Annotated in this window: 17 protein-coding genes; 6 read left to right on the forward strand and 11 right to left on the reverse strand. The window is 53.7% G+C overall.

From position 1 onward, the window contains the following. Positions 1 to 55 precede the first annotated feature (55 nt). From cydX to cydD, 5 genes are all read right to left on the reverse strand, one after another. Positions 56 to 178, reverse strand: a complete 123-nt coding sequence (gene cydX, locus FIV00_RS18565; protein WP_152502149.1) for a cytochrome bd-I oxidase subunit CydX — start codon at positions 176 to 178, stop codon at positions 56 to 58. 12 nt (positions 179 to 190) lie between these two features. After that, positions 191 to 1348: a cytochrome d ubiquinol oxidase subunit II gene (gene cydB / locus FIV00_RS18570; RefSeq protein ID WP_152502150.1), complete on the reverse strand. Its 1158-nt coding sequence runs from the start codon at positions 1346 to 1348 to the stop codon at positions 191 to 193. A gap of 6 nt (positions 1349 to 1354) precedes the next feature. Next, on the reverse strand, positions 1355 to 2956 hold the full coding sequence (locus FIV00_RS18575) for a cytochrome ubiquinol oxidase subunit I (protein ID WP_152502151.1): 1602 nt from the start codon (positions 2954 to 2956) through the stop codon (positions 1355 to 1357). A gap of 263 nt (positions 2957 to 3219) precedes the next feature. Beyond that, complete coding sequence (gene cydC, locus FIV00_RS18580) at positions 3220 to 4905, reverse strand: thiol reductant ABC exporter subunit CydC (protein ID WP_152502152.1); 1686 nt, start codon at positions 4903 to 4905, stop codon at positions 3220 to 3222. Next, positions 4902 to 6599 carry a thiol reductant ABC exporter subunit CydD gene (gene cydD / locus FIV00_RS18585; protein WP_209006608.1) on the reverse strand — a complete coding sequence of 566 codons (1698 nt, stop codon included), beginning with the start codon at positions 6597 to 6599 and terminating at the stop codon, positions 4902 to 4904. The genes cydC and cydD overlap by 4 nt, the downstream gene beginning before the upstream one ends. A gap of 321 nt (positions 6600 to 6920) precedes the next feature. On the opposite strand from cydD, the gene FIV00_RS18590 reads away from it, so the two are divergent. Then, positions 6921 to 7238 (forward strand): hypothetical protein, encoded by a 318-nt coding sequence (locus FIV00_RS18590; protein WP_152502154.1) that lies wholly within the window; start codon positions 6921 to 6923, stop codon positions 7236 to 7238. Positions 7239 to 7310: 72 nt separating this feature from the next. Here FIV00_RS18590 and FIV00_RS18595 read toward each other — a convergent pair whose 3' ends face one another. After that, positions 7311 to 8810, reverse strand: a complete 1500-nt coding sequence (locus FIV00_RS18595) for a CoA-acylating methylmalonate-semialdehyde dehydrogenase (protein ID WP_152502155.1) — start codon at positions 8808 to 8810, stop codon at positions 7311 to 7313. Positions 8811 to 9138: 328 nt separating this feature from the next. Between FIV00_RS18595 and FIV00_RS18600 the strand changes: the two genes are divergently transcribed. Continuing rightward, positions 9139 to 10020: a LysR family transcriptional regulator gene (locus FIV00_RS18600; protein ID WP_152502156.1), complete on the forward strand. Its 882-nt coding sequence runs from the start codon at positions 9139 to 9141 to the stop codon at positions 10018 to 10020. Positions 10021 to 10046: 26 nt separating this feature from the next. Here the strand turns inward: FIV00_RS18600 and FIV00_RS18605 are convergent, their stop codons facing one another. After that, complete coding sequence (locus FIV00_RS18605) at positions 10047 to 10655, reverse strand: thiamine phosphate synthase (RefSeq protein ID WP_152502157.1); 609 nt, start codon at positions 10653 to 10655, stop codon at positions 10047 to 10049. A 106-nt stretch (positions 10656 to 10761) separates the two neighbouring features. Then, the gene (locus FIV00_RS18610) at positions 10762 to 11286 is read right to left on the reverse strand and encodes an AAA family ATPase (protein ID WP_152502158.1); all 525 of its coding nucleotides are present in this window, start codon (positions 11284 to 11286) and stop codon (positions 10762 to 10764) included. A gap of 147 nt (positions 11287 to 11433) precedes the next feature. Here FIV00_RS18610 and FIV00_RS18615 point away from each other — a divergent pair, with 147 nt between their 5' ends. Beyond that, a complete protein-coding gene (locus FIV00_RS18615) occupies positions 11434 to 12369 on the forward strand; it encodes a pirin family protein (protein ID WP_152502159.1) in 936 nt (311 codons plus the stop codon). Here FIV00_RS18615 and FIV00_RS18620 read toward each other — a convergent pair. Beyond that, entirely contained in the window at positions 12338 to 13099 is a 762-nt protein-coding gene (locus tag FIV00_RS18620; protein WP_152502160.1) for a DUF6030 family protein, read from the reverse strand. The genes FIV00_RS18615 and FIV00_RS18620 overlap by 32 nt on opposite strands. 636 nt (positions 13100 to 13735) lie before the next feature. Between FIV00_RS18620 and FIV00_RS18625 the strand changes: the two genes are divergently transcribed. Next, positions 13736 to 14629 carry an ROK family protein gene (locus FIV00_RS18625; RefSeq protein ID WP_152502161.1) on the forward strand — a complete coding sequence of 298 codons (894 nt, stop codon included), beginning with the start codon at positions 13736 to 13738 and terminating at the stop codon, positions 14627 to 14629. Here the strand turns inward: FIV00_RS18625 and FIV00_RS18630 are convergent. Together FIV00_RS18630 and FIV00_RS18635 are read right to left on the reverse strand one after the other, a co-directional pair. Beyond that, a complete protein-coding gene (locus FIV00_RS18630) occupies positions 14581 to 15525 on the reverse strand; it encodes a methyltransferase domain-containing protein (RefSeq protein ID WP_152502162.1) in 945 nt (314 codons plus the stop codon). The genes FIV00_RS18625 and FIV00_RS18630 overlap by 49 nt on opposite strands. Positions 15526 to 15651: 126 nt before the next feature. After that, the gene (locus FIV00_RS18635) at positions 15652 to 16641 is read right to left on the reverse strand and encodes a DMT family transporter (RefSeq protein ID WP_209006609.1); all 990 of its coding nucleotides are present in this window, start codon (positions 16639 to 16641) and stop codon (positions 15652 to 15654) included. 230 nt (positions 16642 to 16871) lie between these two features. On the opposite strand from FIV00_RS18635, the gene FIV00_RS18640 reads away from it, so the two are divergent. Beyond that, the gene (locus FIV00_RS18640; protein WP_152502163.1) at positions 16872 to 17447 is read left to right on the forward strand and encodes a MarR family winged helix-turn-helix transcriptional regulator; all 576 of its coding nucleotides are present in this window, start codon (positions 16872 to 16874) and stop codon (positions 17445 to 17447) included. A 151-nt stretch (positions 17448 to 17598) separates the two neighbouring features. Continuing rightward, positions 17599 to 18363, forward strand: a complete 765-nt coding sequence (locus FIV00_RS18645; RefSeq protein ID WP_152502164.1) for an FKBP-type peptidyl-prolyl cis-trans isomerase — start codon at positions 17599 to 17601, stop codon at positions 18361 to 18363. Positions 18364 to 18401 lie beyond the last annotated feature (38 nt).

The following is an 18401-nucleotide window of genomic DNA, read 5'->3' on the forward strand; positions in this document are numbered from 1 at the left end:
GGCTTCTATCTGCTTGTTCAAAGCCCCGGATTGAGAGATCCGGGGCTTTTTTTGTCTATCGTCTCAGGTCTTCCTGTCGCCGACGCTCGTCTTCACTTCGCAGTTCCAGCCACATGGCATTCAGGATTGCGAGGCAACACGCCAACGGCATCCCGAGGATCCAGGCAAAATACCACATCAGGTCATCTCCTCAGTAGGCCGTGTGATTGTCGCGTTCGATGGTTTCCTCATCCACCTTGCCCCACAGGACCTTGTAGACCCAGGCCGTGTAAACGAGGATCATCGGCAGGAAGATCAAGGTCGCCACCAACATGTTGAACAGTGTTCGATGTGTCGACGACGCATCCCAGACCGTCAGGCTGGCTTCAGGTTGAACCGAAGATGGCAGTATGAACGGAAACATGGATACACCGACGGTGGATATGATCCCGACGACCGCTGACTTGGAAAACAGAAAGATCGGCATTTCCAGTCGTGTCTGCAGGAGCAACATTGTGCCCAGCATGCCGACAAACCCGAGCCCTGGTGCAAGCCAGAGGATGGGATGCGCCGCGTAGTTGATCATCCATGCACCGCTTTCCGTGACGGCTTGTTTGGCCAGCGGGTTGGCCTGCATGTTCGGGTCAACCTCCGAGGTGATCCGGAAGCCTTCGACATAACCGCTGGCGATGAGATAACCACCGAGCGCAAACAGAACGATACCCAAAGCAGATGCAAGCGTGCCGGACCGCCGAGCGCGTGCCGCAATGTCTCCCGAGGCCCGCATCACAAGCCAAACCGAACCGTGCATCACGAGCATCGCGACAGACAACAATCCACAAAGAAGCGAGAATGCTGAAAACAGGCCAAAGAACGACCCTTCATAAGTCATGCGCAGGTCAGAATCGAGGCTGAACGGAACACCCAGCAACACGTTGCCAACGGCAACGCCGAAGACCAGCGCGGGCACGAATGAACCGGTAAACAGTGCCCAATCCCAGGCAGTGCGCCATGAGGGGTCCGGCCGTTTCGACCGGTATTTGAAGGCGACAGGCCTGAGGATCATGACTGCAAGCACAATGAACATCGCGAGATAGAAACCTGAGAAGCTGATCGCATAAAGCGGCGGCCAGGCAGCGAAGATCGCACCGCCTCCCAGGATAAACCAAACCTGGTTGCCTTCCCAGGTCGGGCCAATCGTATTGATTACGACACGCCGTTCGATGTCGCTCTCAGCGATAAAGGGCAGCAAGGCTCCAACACCCATGTCAAAACCGTCCGTGACGGCAAAGCCGATCAGCAGAATGCCGAGAAGCAGCCACCAGATCATTTTCAGCACCGAGTAATCGATCAATTCATAAAGGATCATCGTGTCTTACTCCGCAGGAACGGTGGCTGAAGATGGAACCGGTTGTAAGGATGGCGGCGGAGCCACAGCCTCCTCCCCGTCTTCCGGTCCGATCTTGATATATTTGATCATCAGGCTGATCTCGATCACCAGAAGTGTGGTGTAGAGGAGGATGAACCCTGCCAATGTCAGTAGAACTTCGGTTACCGAAAGACTGGAAACACCCGCCGACGTCGGCAGCATACTTTCGATGATCCACGGTTGACGGCCATATTCGGCAACAAACCAGCCCATTTCACACGCGATCCAGGGCAACGGGATCGACCAGACTGCAACATGCAGCAGCCAGCGGCGCTTTTCACGCAGCGTGTCCAGTTTCCCAGAAGACGAATAGTAAAAGAACACAGCCGTCAGCAAGATGAAGAAAAAGCCACACGCGACCATGATGCGGAATGCATAGAACATCGGCAGCACATTTGGCACTGTCGACCAGGCAGCAGCGTCAACCTGCTCCGTTGTAGCCTCCATCGGATTGTCCGTGAAAGGCAGAAGCAAATAGGCATAACCAAGTGAGTTTGCGTTCTGGCTGAAAGTTTCGCGCAGTTCCTCGCTCGCCTCCGCCGGATTTTCACGTATCTTCTGAAGCGCATCCCAGGCAATTGCCCCCTGCCGGATCCGATCCTTGGAGCGATCCACCAGATCGTTGATACCCGGAATGACAGTGTCGAGTGACCGCGTTGCAATCAGACCCATCACGTAAGGCACTTCGATAGCGAAAATATTCTCCCGCTTTTCCATGTCTGGCCAGGCAACCACATTGAATGCTGCAGGAGCCGGCTCCGTTTCCCACATGGCCTCAATGGTGGCGAGTTTCATTTGCTGGTTCAGGTTGGCCTCATAGCCGCTTTCGTCACCCAGGACGACGACTGACAATGCGGAGGCAAAGCCGAAGGCTGAGGCAATGGCGAGTGAGCGTTTGGCGATCTGCAAATGCCGCCCTCGAACCATATACCAGCATGAAATGCCGATCATGAACATGGCAGCGGTTACATAACCTGCCGAAACCGTGTGAACGAACTTCGCCTGTGCAACGGGATTGAACAGCACGTCGAAGAAACTGCTGACCTCCATGCGCATGGTATCTGGGTTGAAGATTGCCCCAACGGGATGCTGCATCCAGCCATTGGCGATCAAGATCCAAAGCGCCGAAAAGTTCGTCCCAAAGGCGACAGCCCAGGTGGCGGCAAGGTGTTGGCGCTTGGAGAGCCTGTCCCAACCAAAGAAGAACAGGCCAACGAAAGTTGCCTCCATGAAGAAGGCCATCAGCCCTTCGATGGCAAGTGGTGCGCCGAATACATCGCCAACGTACTGACTGAAATAGGCCCAGTTCATTCCGAACTGGAATTCCATGGTCAGGCCCGTTGCAACGCCAAGGACAAAGTTGATTCCAAAGAGCGTTCCCCAGAATTTGACCATGCGTTTCCAGATCTCGCGCCCGGTCATGACATAGACCGTTTCCATGGTCGCGAGCAGTATGGAAAGGCCAATCGTCAAAGGAACGAACAAAAAGTGGTAGAGCGCTGTCATGGCGAACTGAAGCCGGGACAGGTCAACGACGCTTAGTTCCATCGTATTCCCCCTTATCGGGCCCTAGCGGCCCGAGCACGAAGCTTAGGATGAAAACTCACGTCACAAGCCGGTGCGGCAAGGCATCCCTGTCGAAGACGAATGAAATCGCGCCTGCCAATCCCGTCAAAGAACCGACTTGTCAAATGAGTCTTCACATGAAGCAATCGTGCCTCGGCGATCTTGCAAGGTCAATGCGACAGATCGTAAACAACAACCTGAAATAGCAGAAAAGCTGGAGGTAATCCTTTGAAATTTGGAAAGAATTATTGCATCGCGCCGCCTGAAGCAGCCTGAAGTGCACGCAAATCGATACTGCGGTCCGCCAGGTCAAGTTCGCATTTTTTGTGTGCAACAATCAGAACGGCTGCCGTACCACGGTGAGTATGGAACCGATCCAGAACATCCTTGGACGTCCTTTCGTCCAGTCCTTCTGTCATCTCGTCCAGAATGAACAAACCGGGTTGCGTCAGAAACGCCCTTGCCAAAGCGAGCCTTCGCTGCTCACCACCGGAAAGACCCACACCTCCTTCGCCCAGAATTGTCTGAAGGCCTTCGGTATTTCGGGAAATACGGTCACCAAGCGCGGCCATTTCAAGAGCAGCCCAGAGCTCCCCGTCGCTGGCAAGCGGCGCTGCAATACGTAAATTTGCAGCAACAGTGTCATTGAAAAGATAAGCACGCTGGGACAAGACCGTGACAGACCGGCGTAACGTTTCTTCAGAAAGACCGTTCAGCGCTTGGCCAGCCAGGGTTATCTGCCCTTGGTCCGGTGTCAGCAATCGTGATGCCAGGGCAGCGACAGTGCTTTTGCCGCAACCGCTTCGCCCTGAGAGCGCGACCACTTCTCCCGGACTAATTTCGAAGGACACGCCGTCAATGACGTTACCTGTAGCGCCCGGGTACCGAAAAGAGACCTTGTCGAAGGCAATTGCATCTGCACTGACATTGAGAGCCGTGTCGTTTCCCCGCACCTGGTCGACTGGCTGACTGCTATTTCCTGCCCTTAGTCGATCGACCGTTCTCCTGGCCGCCAAAGCAATTCGCGGCAGACCAGCTAGTCCCGGGAGCATCATCGAAAAGATCTCCGGAAGTGCCATGACAACGAGGACCAATCCAACGGCTGCTGCAATTCCGAATTCAGCAGATGCCGCGCCAAAAATTGCAGCCATCAACACGATCGCCAAGAACAGCTGTCCTATAAGGGTTGAAACTGCCGTAAGCCAAGTTGAACGCACCTCCAACGCTTCATGCGCCTGTGCCTGGCGGTCGTCCGCGTTTGATACTCGGCGCGCTGCTTCGTTCAAACCGCCATAAATTGTGAGGTCCCGCCGCCCTGCAATCAAGTCCGTGGCACGCAGGCCAATCGCATCCGACGCCGCATCCTCTCGGCGCGCATTTTTGTCGTCCGCCTTTGCAAAGGAAACCCAGGCGAGAGTTGCCCAGCTCAACAAAAAGACAGAACCGACCAGAAAGAGCTGAAAAGAAAGCGTCCACCAGATTAGTGCCAACAGCAGTGCCAGTATGGTGGCAACCAGCAATGGAACGACAAGACGCAGATAGACGGTATCCAGCGCAGCGATATCCAGAGTAAGCCTGTTAAGCACGAGGCCTGAACGTTGACCGCGTTCATTGCCAAGAGCGATTGCTGAAAAGACACGGTCTCGCAAACCGGTCAAAAATCGAAAGGTGGCATCGTGTGTCAGAACACGTTCGCCATATCTGCCGGCGGTTCTTATGATCGCAAGTGCGCGAATGATTGCGCTTGGTACAAAGATGTTGAGGAATGCGCCGGTTGTTCCTGCAATAGCTGCCGCAGTGATGAACCAACCCGAGACCCCGAGCAGGAGAGCTCCAGCAAGGGCCGGCAGGAGAGCAACCAGAATACCAATGCTGAAATGAAGCCGGCTGTATCGGTATTGCTCTAGAATGATTTGCCATACTGTCTTCATGTCGCGGCCAACTCAGCTGGGCAACGCAACACTGCAACGTCAAGCTGCCTGCCCTGCAAGCCAAGGACAAGCGGGTCATGGGTTGCGATCAGGCTGGTGCGTCCATTGGAAAGAACTGTGAGGCCGTTGATGACATCGGTGGCGGTTTGCGGGTCAAGCCCTGCTGTCGGTTCGTCGGCCAAGAGCAAAACTGATTCCTTTCGCATTGCTGCCCTTGCCAGCGCAACACGTCGAATTTCACCAACAGACAGGCCGAACCCATCCTCACCCAATTGTGTCGCCAAACCATGCGGCAATCGCTCGACCAACTCACCTGCTCCCGCCAGACGTAAAGCAGCACGGAGTTCTTGGTCGGTAACCTCACTCCCGTTTCGGATACCCTTGATCAAGTTGGCCTTCAACGATCCGTGGAACAGGCGGGGCGACTGGCTCAGCCACATCACATTTTCACGCAAAGGCACCAAGACATCCGAAAGGCGCTGGTCCCCAATTCTGACCTCTCCCTCGGCGGGCTGATGAAAGCCCAAAATGCAATCAAGCAAGGTCGTTTTCCCGCTTCCGCTTTCACCTTTGAGAAAGAGCATCTCTCCAGAAAGGATCTCAAGGTTCAGATCCTTGAATATGGGATAGTCGGAATGGGTCACCGAAACCCCGACAAAGCGAATTCTTGGCGGTGAAAGAAAACTCTGGTCAGGCCGCTTTTCACTCGATGACGGTGCCTGAGAGCAATCAGCCGTTGCGCTTGTTTCATTGATAAGGTCAGTCAACTTTTGCTGGGCTGCCAAGCCAGCGGCCCGGTCATGGTAAGCGACGGCGAATGCCCTGAGCGGAGCAAAAAACTCCGGTGCCAACAACAACACAAAGAGGCCCTGTGCATAGCTTAGCGGAGCGCCCCATGTTCCTACCTGAAACTCGCCAAGCAAAGAGAACCCCACATAAACCGCGCAAAACGCAATCCCAAGCGCAGAAAAGAGCTCCAAAACTGTCGACGATAGAAAAGCGATTTTCAGGACGCGCATCGTGCCGACTCGGAATGTGTCCCCCGCCCTTCGAATGTCTTCCCGTGTTCGATCGACAGCACCGAAAAGCCGGAGCGTTTCCATACCCTTGATGCGGTCGAGCAAAGTACCGCTCAGCCGGGTGAGTTCTTCTTGCCGCTCAGCGCTTGCCGCCTTAGCGCGAGAGCCTATCAGTGCCATGAAGATTGGTATCATCGGACCGCTGACAACCAGGATCAATGCGGCCAACCAACTGAACCATAGCGTGACAAGGACAATAGCCAGAGGTACGAGTTTCAACCGCGTCTCTTGCGGCAAATAATTCTGGTAATAGGGTCCGAGCAAATCTACCTGTTCACCGATGTGAACTGCAAAGGCTCCCGAACTTGGGAACGGCAATGCCGGCGAGCGCGAAACCGCAACATTTAGCAACTCACTCCGTGTCCGGCTCTTGATGTGACGTGCAGCGGAACGAGACTTCTTTTGTGCCGCGACCTGAAGCAGAACACGAACAATTGCAACCAGGCCAACCAACAGAGCCATGAGCATGAGAAAGCCAACTGGAAGCTGAACGTCCTGAGGGTTGGAGACGTTGAGAGAAGACAATGCGGAAGCAAGCGCGCTCGCGATCAGGCCTGCCTGCGCAATCCAAAGTACATCTGACAAAACAAGCAAACGACCGGCTCTTTGCAGCACTTTGTCTTCCTGTGCTGTCGATTGTCCGATACCCGGTTCCGTCCCTGCGCTAATTCCAGCCTCCCCATTCAAAGCCGCTTTTTAAAGGCCAGTAATTGACGGCCCGTTGTTTGGACTAACGCAATGCTCGCTCAAGACAACATTTGTCAGCCGATTTTGACTTCATAGGTAAAGGTACTTTTGGCGGAATACCACACGCTCTTTTTTCAACTCCGAAACTGGATTTTTTCCAGTCCTGAAACGTCCTGACGCAATGGTGTCAGGAGGCCTGTGTCATGTAGAGGCGTGTTGAATATTCCTATCAGACGACGGAGATCTGAAATGTCAGAACCTTGCCTCGAACTCGTTGTTTTCAAAATCAAAGATCCCGAAAAGGCACGTGCTGCCAGACGCATGGCACAGGATGTCGTCAAGAAGTACGACGGTTTCATTTCCTGGTCCGCCTACGAAGCTCATGATGAACAAAACCTCTTTGCAGATGTCGTCATGTGGCGCGATCTGGAGGCCGCCAAAGCGGCGGCGGAACAGGTTGTCAAAGAGCCCGGGTTCGCCGCCATCATGGCGGAAATGGATGGACTGGTGTCCATGGCCCACTTTCGTCTCGACCGTATGATCGACGCTCTTTCTGAAGCGGCCTGACGCTTGATTTCTGTAAAGAAAAACCACCCCCGAAACTCGGGGGTGGTCTGATTGTAACCCATGAAGCTACGCTTACTTCATGGTGGGAATGACAAACTCCGCCCCATCTTTCAGACCGGAAGGCCAGCGAGAAGTGACGGTTTTCGTGCGGGTGTAGAACTTGAATCCGTCCGGACCATGCTGGTTCAGATCGCCAAACCCGGATTTTTTCCAGCCACCAAACGTGTGGTAGGCAAGCGGCACCGGAATCGGCACGTTGATACCAACCATGCCAATGTTGATGCGGGACGCGAAGTCCCGTGCGGTATCACCATCGCGAGTGAAGATCGCCGTACCATTGCCGTACTCATGGCTGAGCGGCAGGTCGAGCGCTTCTTCGTAAGATTCTGCACGGACAACCGACAAAACTGGTCCGAAGATTTCAGTCTTGTAGATGTCCATGTCCTTGGTGACATTGTCGAACAGGCAGCCGCCCATGAAGAAACCGTCCTCATAGCCCTGCATGGAGAAGCCGCGTCCATCAACAACAAGGTTGGCACCTTCCTTAACGCCCTGGTCCACCAGACCCTTGACGCGTGTCAGTGCTTCCTTGGTGACAAGCGGGCCGAAATCAACGTCGTTGCCGGCGGTGTACGGCCCAATCTTGAGCGCTTCGACTTTCGGCGCCAGTTTTTCGATCAAAGCGTTGGCGGTGCTTTCTCCAACAGGAACAGCAACCGAAACCGCCATGCAACGCTCGCCCGCTGCGCCGTAGCCAGCACCGACCAGGGCGTCTGCCGCCTGATCGAGATCGGCGTCCGGCATGATGATCATATGGTTTTTCGCACCACCGAAGCACTGGGCACGTTTGCCCGCCGCGGTTGCCCGAGAATAGACGTATTGAGCGATAGGTGTGGACCCCACAAAGCCGACGGCCTGAATGGTTTCATCGTCCAAGATTGCGTCAACAGCAGACTTGTCACCGTTGACTACATTCAAAAGGCCCTCTGGCAGTCCGGCTTCAATCATCAGTTCAGCCAGCATGATCGGCACGGAAGGATCACGTTCAGAAGGCTTCAAAATGAAAGCGTTGCCGCATGCGAGCGCCGGGCAAAATTTCCACATCGGGATCATGGCGGGAAAGTTGAACGGCGTGATACCGGCAACAACACCCAGCGGCTGACGCATGGAGTACATGTCGATGCCCGGCCCTGCACCTTCGGTAAATTCACCCTTCAGAAGATGTGGCGCACCAATACAGAATTCTGCGACTTCGAGACCGCGAATGACATCGCCCTTGGCATCCGGCAAGGTCTTGCCATGCTCACGCGACAATGCTTCGGCGAGCTTGTCCATATCACGATTGAGCAGATCGACGAATTTCATCATGACACGCGCACGGCGCTGCGGGTTGGTCGCCGCCCATGCTGGCTGAGCCGCAGCTGCATTGGCGATTGCTGCGTCCATTTCCTCCTGGCTTGCGAGCGCTACCTGAGCCTGCACTTCGCCGGTCGCTGGATTAAAGACATCGGCATATCGGCCTGACGTTCCTTCGACCCGCTTGCCGCCGATAAAATGACCGATCTTTTCCATTTGCGTATCTCCCAAATTGACCTGACTGGTGCCGGTCGAATTTCAATTTTCCGGCGCTTAGTTTCTTTTGACTTTTATTTTTGCAACAAACAAGATCCAGTATAGCGTACCTGTTGTGCAAAAATTATAGTTACGCCAACAACCACTATTTCTCGAGCTCACGCCGGAGAGGATAGGCCTACTGAACAATGATTGTCATCACGAAGCTGGCGCTCTTCTCTAAGCACAGAAGCAGTCATTGGTGCAGCGTGGTAAGTCGGCACTTTGCAAGGCTTTGATAGGCTGATTTCACTGCCCGACCACAGAACTGGCAAGGACCAAACGATACATGAATTGGGACGACATCCGCATTTTCCTCAGCGTTGCGCGTACGGGTCAAATCCTGGCGGCAGCACGCCGGCTTGGTCTGAACCATGCAACGGTTGCACGCCGGCTGTCTGCGCTTGAAGAAAGTCTCAGTGTCCGTCTGTTCGATCGTTCAACGTCGGGCTGCGCACTAACAGATGCAGGCAGCCGCTTCTTTGAAAAAGCCGAACGAATGGAAGCCGAAGCCCTGTCCGCGCAGGCTGACATTGAAAACAACACGCCAGAGATCAACGGCACCGTCCGCATCGGAGCGCCGGACGGGTTCGGTGTTGCCTTTCTTGCTCCTCGACTGGGCAAACTCACAGAAAAACACCCCGGCCTGACCATTCAACTGGTTCCGGTACCGCGCTCCTTTTCGCTCTCAAGACGAGAAGCTGACATCGCCGTTACGATTGACCGGCCGGAAACAGGCCGCCTTGTCGCCAGCAAGCTGGTGGACTACGCACTTGGTCTTTATGCGTCAAAAGCTTACGCAGAAATCAACGAACTTCCCAACGCGCCAGCCGATTTGATCGCCCACGATTTGATCGGATATGTCGAGGACTTGCTCTACACACCTTCGCTGAACTACGGCTCGGAGTTTTCTGGCGATTGGACATCTCGTTTTGAAATTGCTTCGGCGCTCGGGCAAACCGAAGCTGTCAAGGCTGGAGCCGGCATTGGTATATTGCACGATTTTATCGCACGTGAGGATCCCAATCTGGTACCGGTATTGCCGGAGCTGAAACTTCGCCGAGCATACTGGATGGTTACGCATGAAAGCTCGCGCCCATTGCGCCATATCGCGGCTGTTCAAAGCTTTTTACGCGACCAAGTCGCGCACGATAAAAATATCTTCGGTTAGGTTCATCGCTGTATTCAAAGGCGGGTCTAGTTCCGCCAGCTCGCTGTTGCCGAAATCCAATCGCCTACACGGGTTTCCGGATCCTGGCTATTGGTAATATCGGAAATCACCGCGGCACTGTCGGCACCGTTTTCAAAGATGCCGGGCAAGCGCTCAAGCGAAATGCCTCCAATGGCAACCAACGGCAAGCCACCGATCTGCTGCTTCCAGCCGGAGATTTTTTCCAAACCCTGAGGAGCCCATTTCAGCTCTTTTGTGGTTGTTGAAAATACCGGACCTAGTGCAATGTAGTCCGGCTGCACAGCGAGAGCGGTGTCGAGCTCTGCGCCGTCATGCGTGGACACACCAAGGCGCAAACCCGCATTGCGAATGGCATTTATATCGGCAACCGCCAGATCTTCCTGTCCGAGATGCACGAAGTCACAGCCTGTTTCGATCGCGAGTTTCCAATGATCGTTGACGATCAATTGACATCCATATTCGGCACAAATTGCTTTGGACCGAGCGATTTGTGATCTCAATAGATCACCATCGGCGTCCTTGATCCTGAGCTGAACTAGTTTCACGCCCAGTGGCACCAAACGCGAGATCCAACTGGCACTGTCGACGATGAGATAGAACGGATCGAGTTTCATGAAAGCTGCCAAAGAGACTGAGACGATTTTCTCAATAGCGTCAGTGATATGGATTGAACAGACTTTTGTGTCGAGAAGCCTGTCAGGTTGTAGGCAGACAGCCAGCTCAGCTAGTTGTTCCTATCTTCTTCAAATACGCATTGATTTCGGCCAATGAGGTCAATCTGATGACTTTCAGGTGCGGCGGCGGCTGATTATAGACAGCTTCCAGTTTGGCACGAGCGGTCTTTCGGGTACGCCAGATATATTGCAGGAACTCCGCGGTTTGAGCGTTAAACTGCTCTGGGCAGCCCTCGGGCAGGTCTGGTCTGTTGCGACCGAAATAGACGGCAGAGCGTTTCAGAACCCTAAACATCCTTAGCCCAACGGGCACATCCAGCCAAATGAATGTATCTGCTCGCGCCACCCGTTCTGAATACGTACTGGAATGACCTCCTTCGAAGATCCAAGCGTCAGCTGCATGAACCTGATGAGACAGAATATCTTTTTCCGCCCGCGGACGCTCGACCCATCCTGGTTTCCAATGGATGTGATCCATGTGAAAGACAGGAAGTCCGGTCTTTTCACCCAATAGCCGGGCAAGAGTGCTTTTGCCCGAACCGGGACCGCCGACAATCATGACACGTTTCATGTGTGCACCTGCTGAGCTCGGGAGAGCTCGCGGTTATACACATTGTGCAGGAGATTGAAACCGCGAAACAGACTGTTCAATGGACACTTTTGCCATAGCAACCCTATCTAAGCCTCAGACACATTCACCAGATCTGAGGAGAGGAATATGAGCTGGTTGAACTGCCCTGACCCCGTTCCCGGCGACAGCGCAAGCTGCGATCCGATTGACACCATCATCGTTCCCCGGACATCGGATCTGGGCGGCTTTTCTGTTCGACGTGCACTGCCCTCCGCCAAGCGCCGCATGGTCGGCCCCTTCATCTTCTTCGATCAGATGGGGCCTGCGGAACTTCTCGTGGGGGGCGGCATTGACGTTCGCCCCCATCCGCATATCGGTTTGGCAACTGTCACTTATCTGTTCGAAGGTGAAATGTATCACCGTGATAGTCTGGGTACGGAAATCGCAATTTCGCCGGGCGCGTTGAACTGGATGAGTGCCGGCAAAGGTATCGTTCATTCAGAACGTGAGCGCCCTGAACGACTGCAGCAAAAGCGGCCTTTGTTTGGATTGCAAAGTTGGGTGGCCCTGCCAAAGGATTCAGAAGAAAGCGATCCCGACTTTCAGCACTTCGGCAGTACTGAACAGCCGGAGTTTGCTGACAAGGGAGCTTCTGTGAAACTGATTGCAGGAGAACTCTACGGCCACAAGGCACCGGTAAAGACGGCATCGGACATGTTTTACGCTGACATTTCGCTGGAGCCGGGTGCCAAAATACCGCTCGATGCAGGGTGGGAAGAACGTGGGCTCTATACAATCGCCGGGCAGATTTCCATCGCGGGACAAAGCTTCGATCCGGCGCAGCTCCTGGTTTTCAGGGCAGGTGACCATCTTGTCGTTGAAAACAACTCACATGCCCCTGCCCGATTTGTCGTTCTTGGCGGGGAGCCCATGGACGGACGCCGCTACATCTGGTGGAACTTCGTATCGTCCTCCAAAGAGAGAATTGAACAGGCAAAAGAAGATTGGCGGCTTGGGCGTTTCGACACTGTGCCCGGCGATGCGGAAGAATTTATTCCGCTTCCGGATCGCCCAGGTCCCTGACACTCCAGCCGCTTTCCAGCGGTGGTGCCTGTTCAAAGCGATCGGCGGGCCGGATCAGATCCGGCTCCCCGAAATTCATGATTATGTTCAGGCGCTGATCTGCCAGGGGATCGCCTGTGAGGTTAGGGTCTTCCGGCGCGACGGAAAGCTGAACACCGCGATGGGTCGTCTCGATCTGACCGAAATTAGCAATCGCTTGCCTGAACGAGCTTGGTACGGTCCACCCGTAGCGGCGGGACAAAGCGTCAATCACCAACCAGACCGCGTCCAGACCAATCTGCTTCTGTTTTGGATCTTCGACCACGAGTTTGAGACGCAAATAGTCGATCTGCTCCTCAGATGGGCCTCGCAAAAGGAAAAATAGGGTCGTTGACCCGAAATCCACACTAGGCGTCGTCAAAGGAACGAGGTCGGACGCGCATTGCCAACGCTCCCGCTGAAACGGAGCTTTTTTCCAACCTGGATTTTCAAGGCCCAGCGCCTTCAATTCCGCGCAGAGTGCGTCGGGCTTGCCGAGAAAACTTCGTTTCAACTCCGCAGCCAGTTCCGGAGATCTGTTGAGCAACACAGACCTCATGTCCGGGTCAAAGGGTTGAAGTGGGTCACCGAACGCCAGCGCATGTTCATTCAATTCAATGACCTCACGATCGCTGGAACTCAAAAACAGCGCGCCGACCGCAAACCCGGCGGTCAATAGGGCCAACGTGCCCCAGATATAGTATGGCGTCACAAAGGGTCGACTTACTTGCCGTGATCGCCGTTTGGGTTTCTGGGGGGGCTTATCTTCTTCAAAGAAGTTACTAGCCGGTTCAGCCCATCGCGGTCCCGTAGCAACGGGATGCCCACCTCGGCCGGATGAGTTCTTTGGCCGGACTTTTTCGCTGTTTGATCGGCCAATCAGAAGTTGCCTTATCTTGTTTCCAACGTCAGACATTCAATCCTGCACGTGTCATCCACTACAAAACCGGCACAAAACCACGCTTTTATTCAACCAAAGTCTTGAAAACACAACTGGATCCCTGTCATTTAAGGTCCAACTTCACGATTTTGCATTCATGATCCGTCCATGAGTCCTGCAATCCAACCATCAGACCGATGCGACGAGACAATAATGCAATCCTTTCCAGGCGAAGAGCATGATCCACGTCATGAGACTATTGCAACAGACAAACGATTGGCACTGACGAATGTGACTTCGAATGATGCCAGTGCACACATCCATTCCGGTTTTTTGGTGACACAGTCCATTAAAGCAAACTGGAAACAGCAAATACGCTGCTCGAATTACAAAGCAGCGGCAACCAGACAAATAAAATGAAAACTGGCCAAACGGCTGACTTCAAACTATCGAAACGGACGGACTGACATGCGGCTTGGGATCGACTGGGGTGGCACCAAAATTGAAATTATCGCCCTTTCCAATGACGGCGAAGAAATTTTCCGCAAGCGGGTCGACACACCTCGCGATGACTACCAAGGGTGTCTTGACGCTGTAAAATTCCTGGTTGATGCCGCCGAGGGAGAAACGGGACAGACAGGCACTCTTGGTCTCGGCATACCTGGGTCGCTTTCTCCAAAGACGGGTCTTGTAAAGAATGCCAATTCCACATGGATGAATGGCATGCCGCTGGACAAGGACCTCGAACGGCATCTTGAACGAAAGGTCCGCATTCAAAACGACGCCAATTGCCTTGCCGTTTCAGAGGCGACCGATGGTGCAGGTGCAGGAGCACATGTTGTCCACGCCATCATCATCGGAACAGGATGTGGCTCTGGTATCGCCATAGATCGAACCGCCCATCGCGGCGCAAACGGCATTGGCGGTGAATGGGGTGGCATCACGGTTCCATGGTTGAAACCTGACGAGTTCCCGGGGCCGGACAGCTGGATCGGGCACAAGGGCGTTATCGACCGCTGGTGTTCCGGAACCGGATTCCAACTCGACTACAAGGAAAAAACCGGCAAAGGCCTAAAAGGTCACCAAATCATGGATTTGAAGCGTCAGGGAGACGAAACCGCACGCACTGTCTATACTGACTATGTCAGCCGCCTGGCGCGAAGCCTTGCTATGTCCGCCAATTTACTGGACCCGGATGTATTTGTTCTGGGAGGCGGCATGTCAAATATCAGCGAACTCTATGAGGATCTGCCGCCGGCAATGGCGCCTTACATCTTCTCCGACACTTTTGACACTCCAATCCGCAAAGCGGTTCATGGAGACAGTTCGGGTGTCCGGGGCGCTGCCTGGTTGTGGGGTTGAGGCCGCCAGAACCGTAGCAATTGCATGATCTTGGATTTTGTCGGCCTCAATTCCTTTTCGACGGCTTCCTGAACCTTCCTGGAACTGTCGTTGAAGTGTTTCTCGATGAGGTTCTGGTCAATCTTGCGACCAACTTTGAACAGGAAGCCATCATTGTTGTTGTGTTTGATGAGTTCACAGCCAAGGCCTGCCATCAAGCCTATAAAGGAATCGTGCGTGAAATAGTATTTGTGCGCGATGTGGAAGTGCTGAAGCCATTGGCGCGCGCGCTGCCGGTCGATTATGGGCGTAGCAACATAAAGGAGGCCGTCGGGCTCACAGCAGTCCTGAATGATTGTCTTCATTTCCGCAAACGGATCGATCATGTGTTCAATAACGTGTGAGACGACCACGAGATCATATTTTATCGCCTTGTCATACGGAAGAATCCCGTTGTCGTAGGCAAATTGGCTGTAGTTTCCTTCTACCTCATGCAGCGAAACCACCTTGCCTTCGGCAAGGAAGCCGGCAGTGCGCCCGCCGGCCCCGCCACCAAAATCGAGAACGCTATCGAACTCGGGCATCAGGTCCTTAAAAAAGGGCACGATGGTTCTGTCGTTCTGATCATTGAAAAGCTGCGCAGGCGTCTTGTCGTTGCGCTTCACGTCACCATAAACTTGGCCATAGTAGTAAGCCGCTGTCTCGCGCGTGAAGTAAGGGTTTGCACGCAATGTACCGCATCTGGTGCAAGCCACGATCGGCAAGAAGTTTCGATGCCTGGAAACCGTCGAGACCACAATGGATTCGCTGCTGCCGCAAATACACTTCGTGAACTCGAACGTATGCTTTTCGATGTCGGGAAATTCGTTGAATTCTTCCCGGAACTTGTAGTTCGTATTGTTGATATCGAAAAGCATTTACCGAGGCTCTTTGGTTGGTGAAAAGAGGGCCGCTGGTATCGGAGGATAGAAGCGCCTGTCAACCTAGATGGCGCTTCTATCCTGCTTTGACAATTGCGACCACAACATTGCAGTTGTGACTTGTCAGTGTCTGTTTCGGCCACGTGTGACAAGCACGATCCCTGCCCCGACAGCGGCCACGGCAGCCAGTTTTGCGGCATTCGGAATTTCTCCAAAAACGAAAAATCCAAGACCAAGCCCCACAACGGCTGCAACAGACCCGATCTGGCTGAGATAAACAGGCCCTGCGGTCTGCTGTAACCGGAAATAGAGCCCGTATTGAAGCGAAAAGATGGCGGCTTGCGCGGCAAGCAGCGCACCTGCGTTTTCGTTCCAGCTCCCCGGCGCAAAAGGAACGCCGAAAAAGAGGTTGAAAACCGCCAGTGCAACAAAACCGACTGCCATCATGCCGAGCGCGAGGTCGACTGGTTTGGCACCGGCTGGCCACTTCAATGTTCTGTAAATATTGCCGGTTGCCAGAAAGACCGGGATGGTCAGCGCAAACAGAGACCAAAAGGAGGCTTCGACGTTCAGATCCTTGCCAGATACGGCCAGGAGAACACCACCAGCCAAACCAAAGAGAACACCCGTTGCGCGAAGCTTCTTGAAATGCTCAATCCGCAGAACCACGGCGAATGCGTATGTCAGCACCAGTGGAAAGGCAAAACTCAAGGACACGAAACCCGCACCTACCTTGGGAGCTGCCACCACCGCGATCATGTTCGGAATGATGAACAAAACTCCGCTCACAAGGAGATAGAACGCCAACTGTGCAAGCCCTGCGCCACTTCGCGCACGCTCTGGGCCAGACCTGGATCCTGCAAACAATCTGGTCAATGCAAAAAGACCGATGGCGCCGCCAAGAATCGACCATTGCAGCAATGCCAAAGGATGCCATCCAAACTCTGGTGCCGCCTTGGCAATGATTGTCGAAACAGCAAGAAAGCTTCCGACGATCAATAGCAGCACAAGTGGTTGCTCAGGGCTTTTGATCTGAATGCGGCCTTGAGGCCGTTCGTTTGTTTCGGCTTTTGGTCCGGCCGAGATCGGCTCTGAACTCAACACCTTTGTCATTTGGATATCCCTTCTTGATCTTTCGCTGGCGGCAAGCCGGCTGCCTGAGCAAGAAGTGGCAACATTTATCTTTATTTCAAGATACTTATCTTCAAGATTCTTAGCTTTTGTTGACTTCCCTCTGAAAACGCTGGAGAATTTCAATCCTACGAACCGGACAGTGCGCAGCCTCCAGCCATTGTTCATTCGCGCGCTGATAACAAAATGGTCCGCCAAACAAGGTTCTTCCGATGACGTCTCATTCAGACACACCGTCAAAATCGAATTCTCACTTGTTTGGCGATCCTGCAGACCTGCTGGTTGACAGAGCCGAACGTGCCCAAAGACAATGGCAAAAGGAAATGCCTGAAGTCGCAGACCGCTTGTCTCCGATGGTACTGCTTGGCAGGCTCAGCGAATCTGCACAGCTCATGAGCCAAAACTATCTCGCGCCCGCCTATGCAGATATTGGCCTCAAAACCGGCGAGTTCGACGTTCTGGCAACCCTGGTGCGCTCCGGACCGCCTTATAAACTGACACCAACAGAACTCTACCGCACCACTATGATGAGCTCTGGTGGCATGACGGCTCGAATAGACAAGTTGGAAAAAGGTGGACTTGTTGAAAGGTGCCCTCACCCGGAAGATAGGCGAGCTCTTACGGTCTGCCTGACGGAAAAAGGCCTCAACTTGATCAAAGGCAAGATCCCCGACTATGTCGACATGCAACATCAAGCCGTAGACGGACTATCCAAACAGGAACAGCAGCAGCTATCGGGATTGCTGGAAAAGCTGATACGAACAGCCAACGAAAAGAAGGTGCCCTGACCTGCCATTCAGAGACGGAACCCACCAGATCATAAAAACACCCTGTCAGTTGGATCCGCGTCCAAACTTGAATTCAAGAACCGTTGAATTGCAATTCAGGTTCTAATCACCGACTTTCATGATCTTCAATTCCCGGAAGAATGGAAACAAAATGGTAAAATGGCTCGCTGGTATTCTAACCTCAATGTTGCTGGTCTTCCCGGCAACGGCACAGGAAGAAATTCAGATCCGTGATATCGAAAAGGGAATCGGCGAAGAAGCCAATGTCGGAGAGACGGTGGTGGTGCATTACACCGGCTGGCTCATGGACGGAACAAAGTTCGATTCCAGTCTTGATAGAGGCACTCCCTTTTCCTTCACCCTCGGTGAAAGACGCGTGATCCCTGGATGGGAAAAGGGCGTTGAAGGTATGCAGGTCGGTGGCAAGCGGGAGCTGATCATTCCGCCTGAAATGGGTTATGGCGCTCAGGGGGCCGGCGGTGTCATTCCGCCAAATGCGACGTTGAAATTTGAAATTGAGCTGCTTGAAGTCAAAGCAAAGAAGTTCTCCGACCTCAACAATGAAGACCTGAAAGGCAAACTGGCCGCTGGCACCACGGTTATCGATATCCGCAGGCCTGACGAATGGCAGCAAACAGGCGTTATTCCCGGGAGTCATTTGCTGACGTTTTTCGATGCAAATGGCAACGTGAACCCAGCTTTTGGAGCCGAACTTCAAAAACTGGTTGCAGGACCTTCGGACGAAGTCGTTTTCATCTGCCGCACCGGTCGACGCAGCCAAGTGCTGTCGGAGTATTTAAGCGGTCAGGCAGGCTTTACGCAGGTCGCCAATGTCAAGGATGGAATCCTGAGCTGGATAGATCAAGGCGGTGAAATTACGCAAGCCTCCATGCCGGAGAATTGCTGGCTCTGCTGACAGTATTCTGGTCAGTCCAAGCCTCTTTTCGCCCCCCA

It is taken from the genome of Labrenzia sp. THAF82 (assembly GCF_009363435.1).
Taxonomy (GTDB): domain Bacteria; phylum Pseudomonadota; class Alphaproteobacteria; order Rhizobiales; family Stappiaceae; genus Roseibium; species Roseibium porphyridii.

What these genes read in the sequence shown, in the direction of transcription:
- FIV00_RS18640 (WP_152502163.1), top strand. Translation starts at nt 16,872, where the DNA reads ATGACGTCTCATTCAGACACACCGTCAAAATCGAATTCTCACTTGTTT.
- FIV00_RS18610 (WP_152502158.1), bottom strand. Translation starts at nt 11,286, where the DNA reads ATGAAACGTGTCATGATTGTCGGCGGTCCCGGTTCGGGCAAAAGCACT.
- FIV00_RS18635 (WP_209006609.1), bottom strand. Translation starts at nt 16,641, where the DNA reads ATGACAAAGGTGTTGAGTTCAGAGCCGATCTCGGCCGGACCAAAAGCC.
- cydC (WP_152502152.1), bottom strand. Translation starts at nt 4,905, where the DNA reads ATGAAGACAGTATGGCAAATCATTCTAGAGCAATACCGATACAGCCGG.
- FIV00_RS18645 (WP_152502164.1), top strand. Translation starts at nt 17,599, where the DNA reads ATGGTAAAATGGCTCGCTGGTATTCTAACCTCAATGTTGCTGGTCTTC.
- FIV00_RS18630 (WP_152502162.1), bottom strand. Translation starts at nt 15,525, where the DNA reads ATGCTTTTCGATATCAACAATACGAACTACAAGTTCCGGGAAGAATTC.
- FIV00_RS18595 (WP_152502155.1), bottom strand. Translation starts at nt 8,810, where the DNA reads ATGGAAAAGATCGGTCATTTTATCGGCGGCAAGCGGGTCGAAGGAACG.
- FIV00_RS18575 (WP_152502151.1), bottom strand. Translation starts at nt 2,956, where the DNA reads ATGGAACTAAGCGTCGTTGACCTGTCCCGGCTTCAGTTCGCCATGACA.
- FIV00_RS18590 (WP_152502154.1), top strand. Translation starts at nt 6,921, where the DNA reads ATGTCAGAACCTTGCCTCGAACTCGTTGTTTTCAAAATCAAAGATCCC.
- FIV00_RS18600 (WP_152502156.1), top strand. Translation starts at nt 9,139, where the DNA reads ATGAATTGGGACGACATCCGCATTTTCCTCAGCGTTGCGCGTACGGGT.
- cydX (WP_152502149.1), bottom strand. Translation starts at nt 178, where the DNA reads ATGTGGTATTTTGCCTGGATCCTCGGGATGCCGTTGGCGTGTTGCCTC.
- FIV00_RS18615 (WP_152502159.1), top strand. Translation starts at nt 11,434, where the DNA reads ATGAGCTGGTTGAACTGCCCTGACCCCGTTCCCGGCGACAGCGCAAGC.
- cydB (WP_152502150.1), bottom strand. Translation starts at nt 1,348, where the DNA reads ATGATCCTTTATGAATTGATCGATTACTCGGTGCTGAAAATGATCTGG.
- FIV00_RS18625 (WP_152502161.1), top strand. Translation starts at nt 13,736, where the DNA reads ATGCGGCTTGGGATCGACTGGGGTGGCACCAAAATTGAAATTATCGCC.
- FIV00_RS18605 (WP_152502157.1), bottom strand. Translation starts at nt 10,655, where the DNA reads ATGAAACTCGATCCGTTCTATCTCATCGTCGACAGTGCCAGTTGGATC.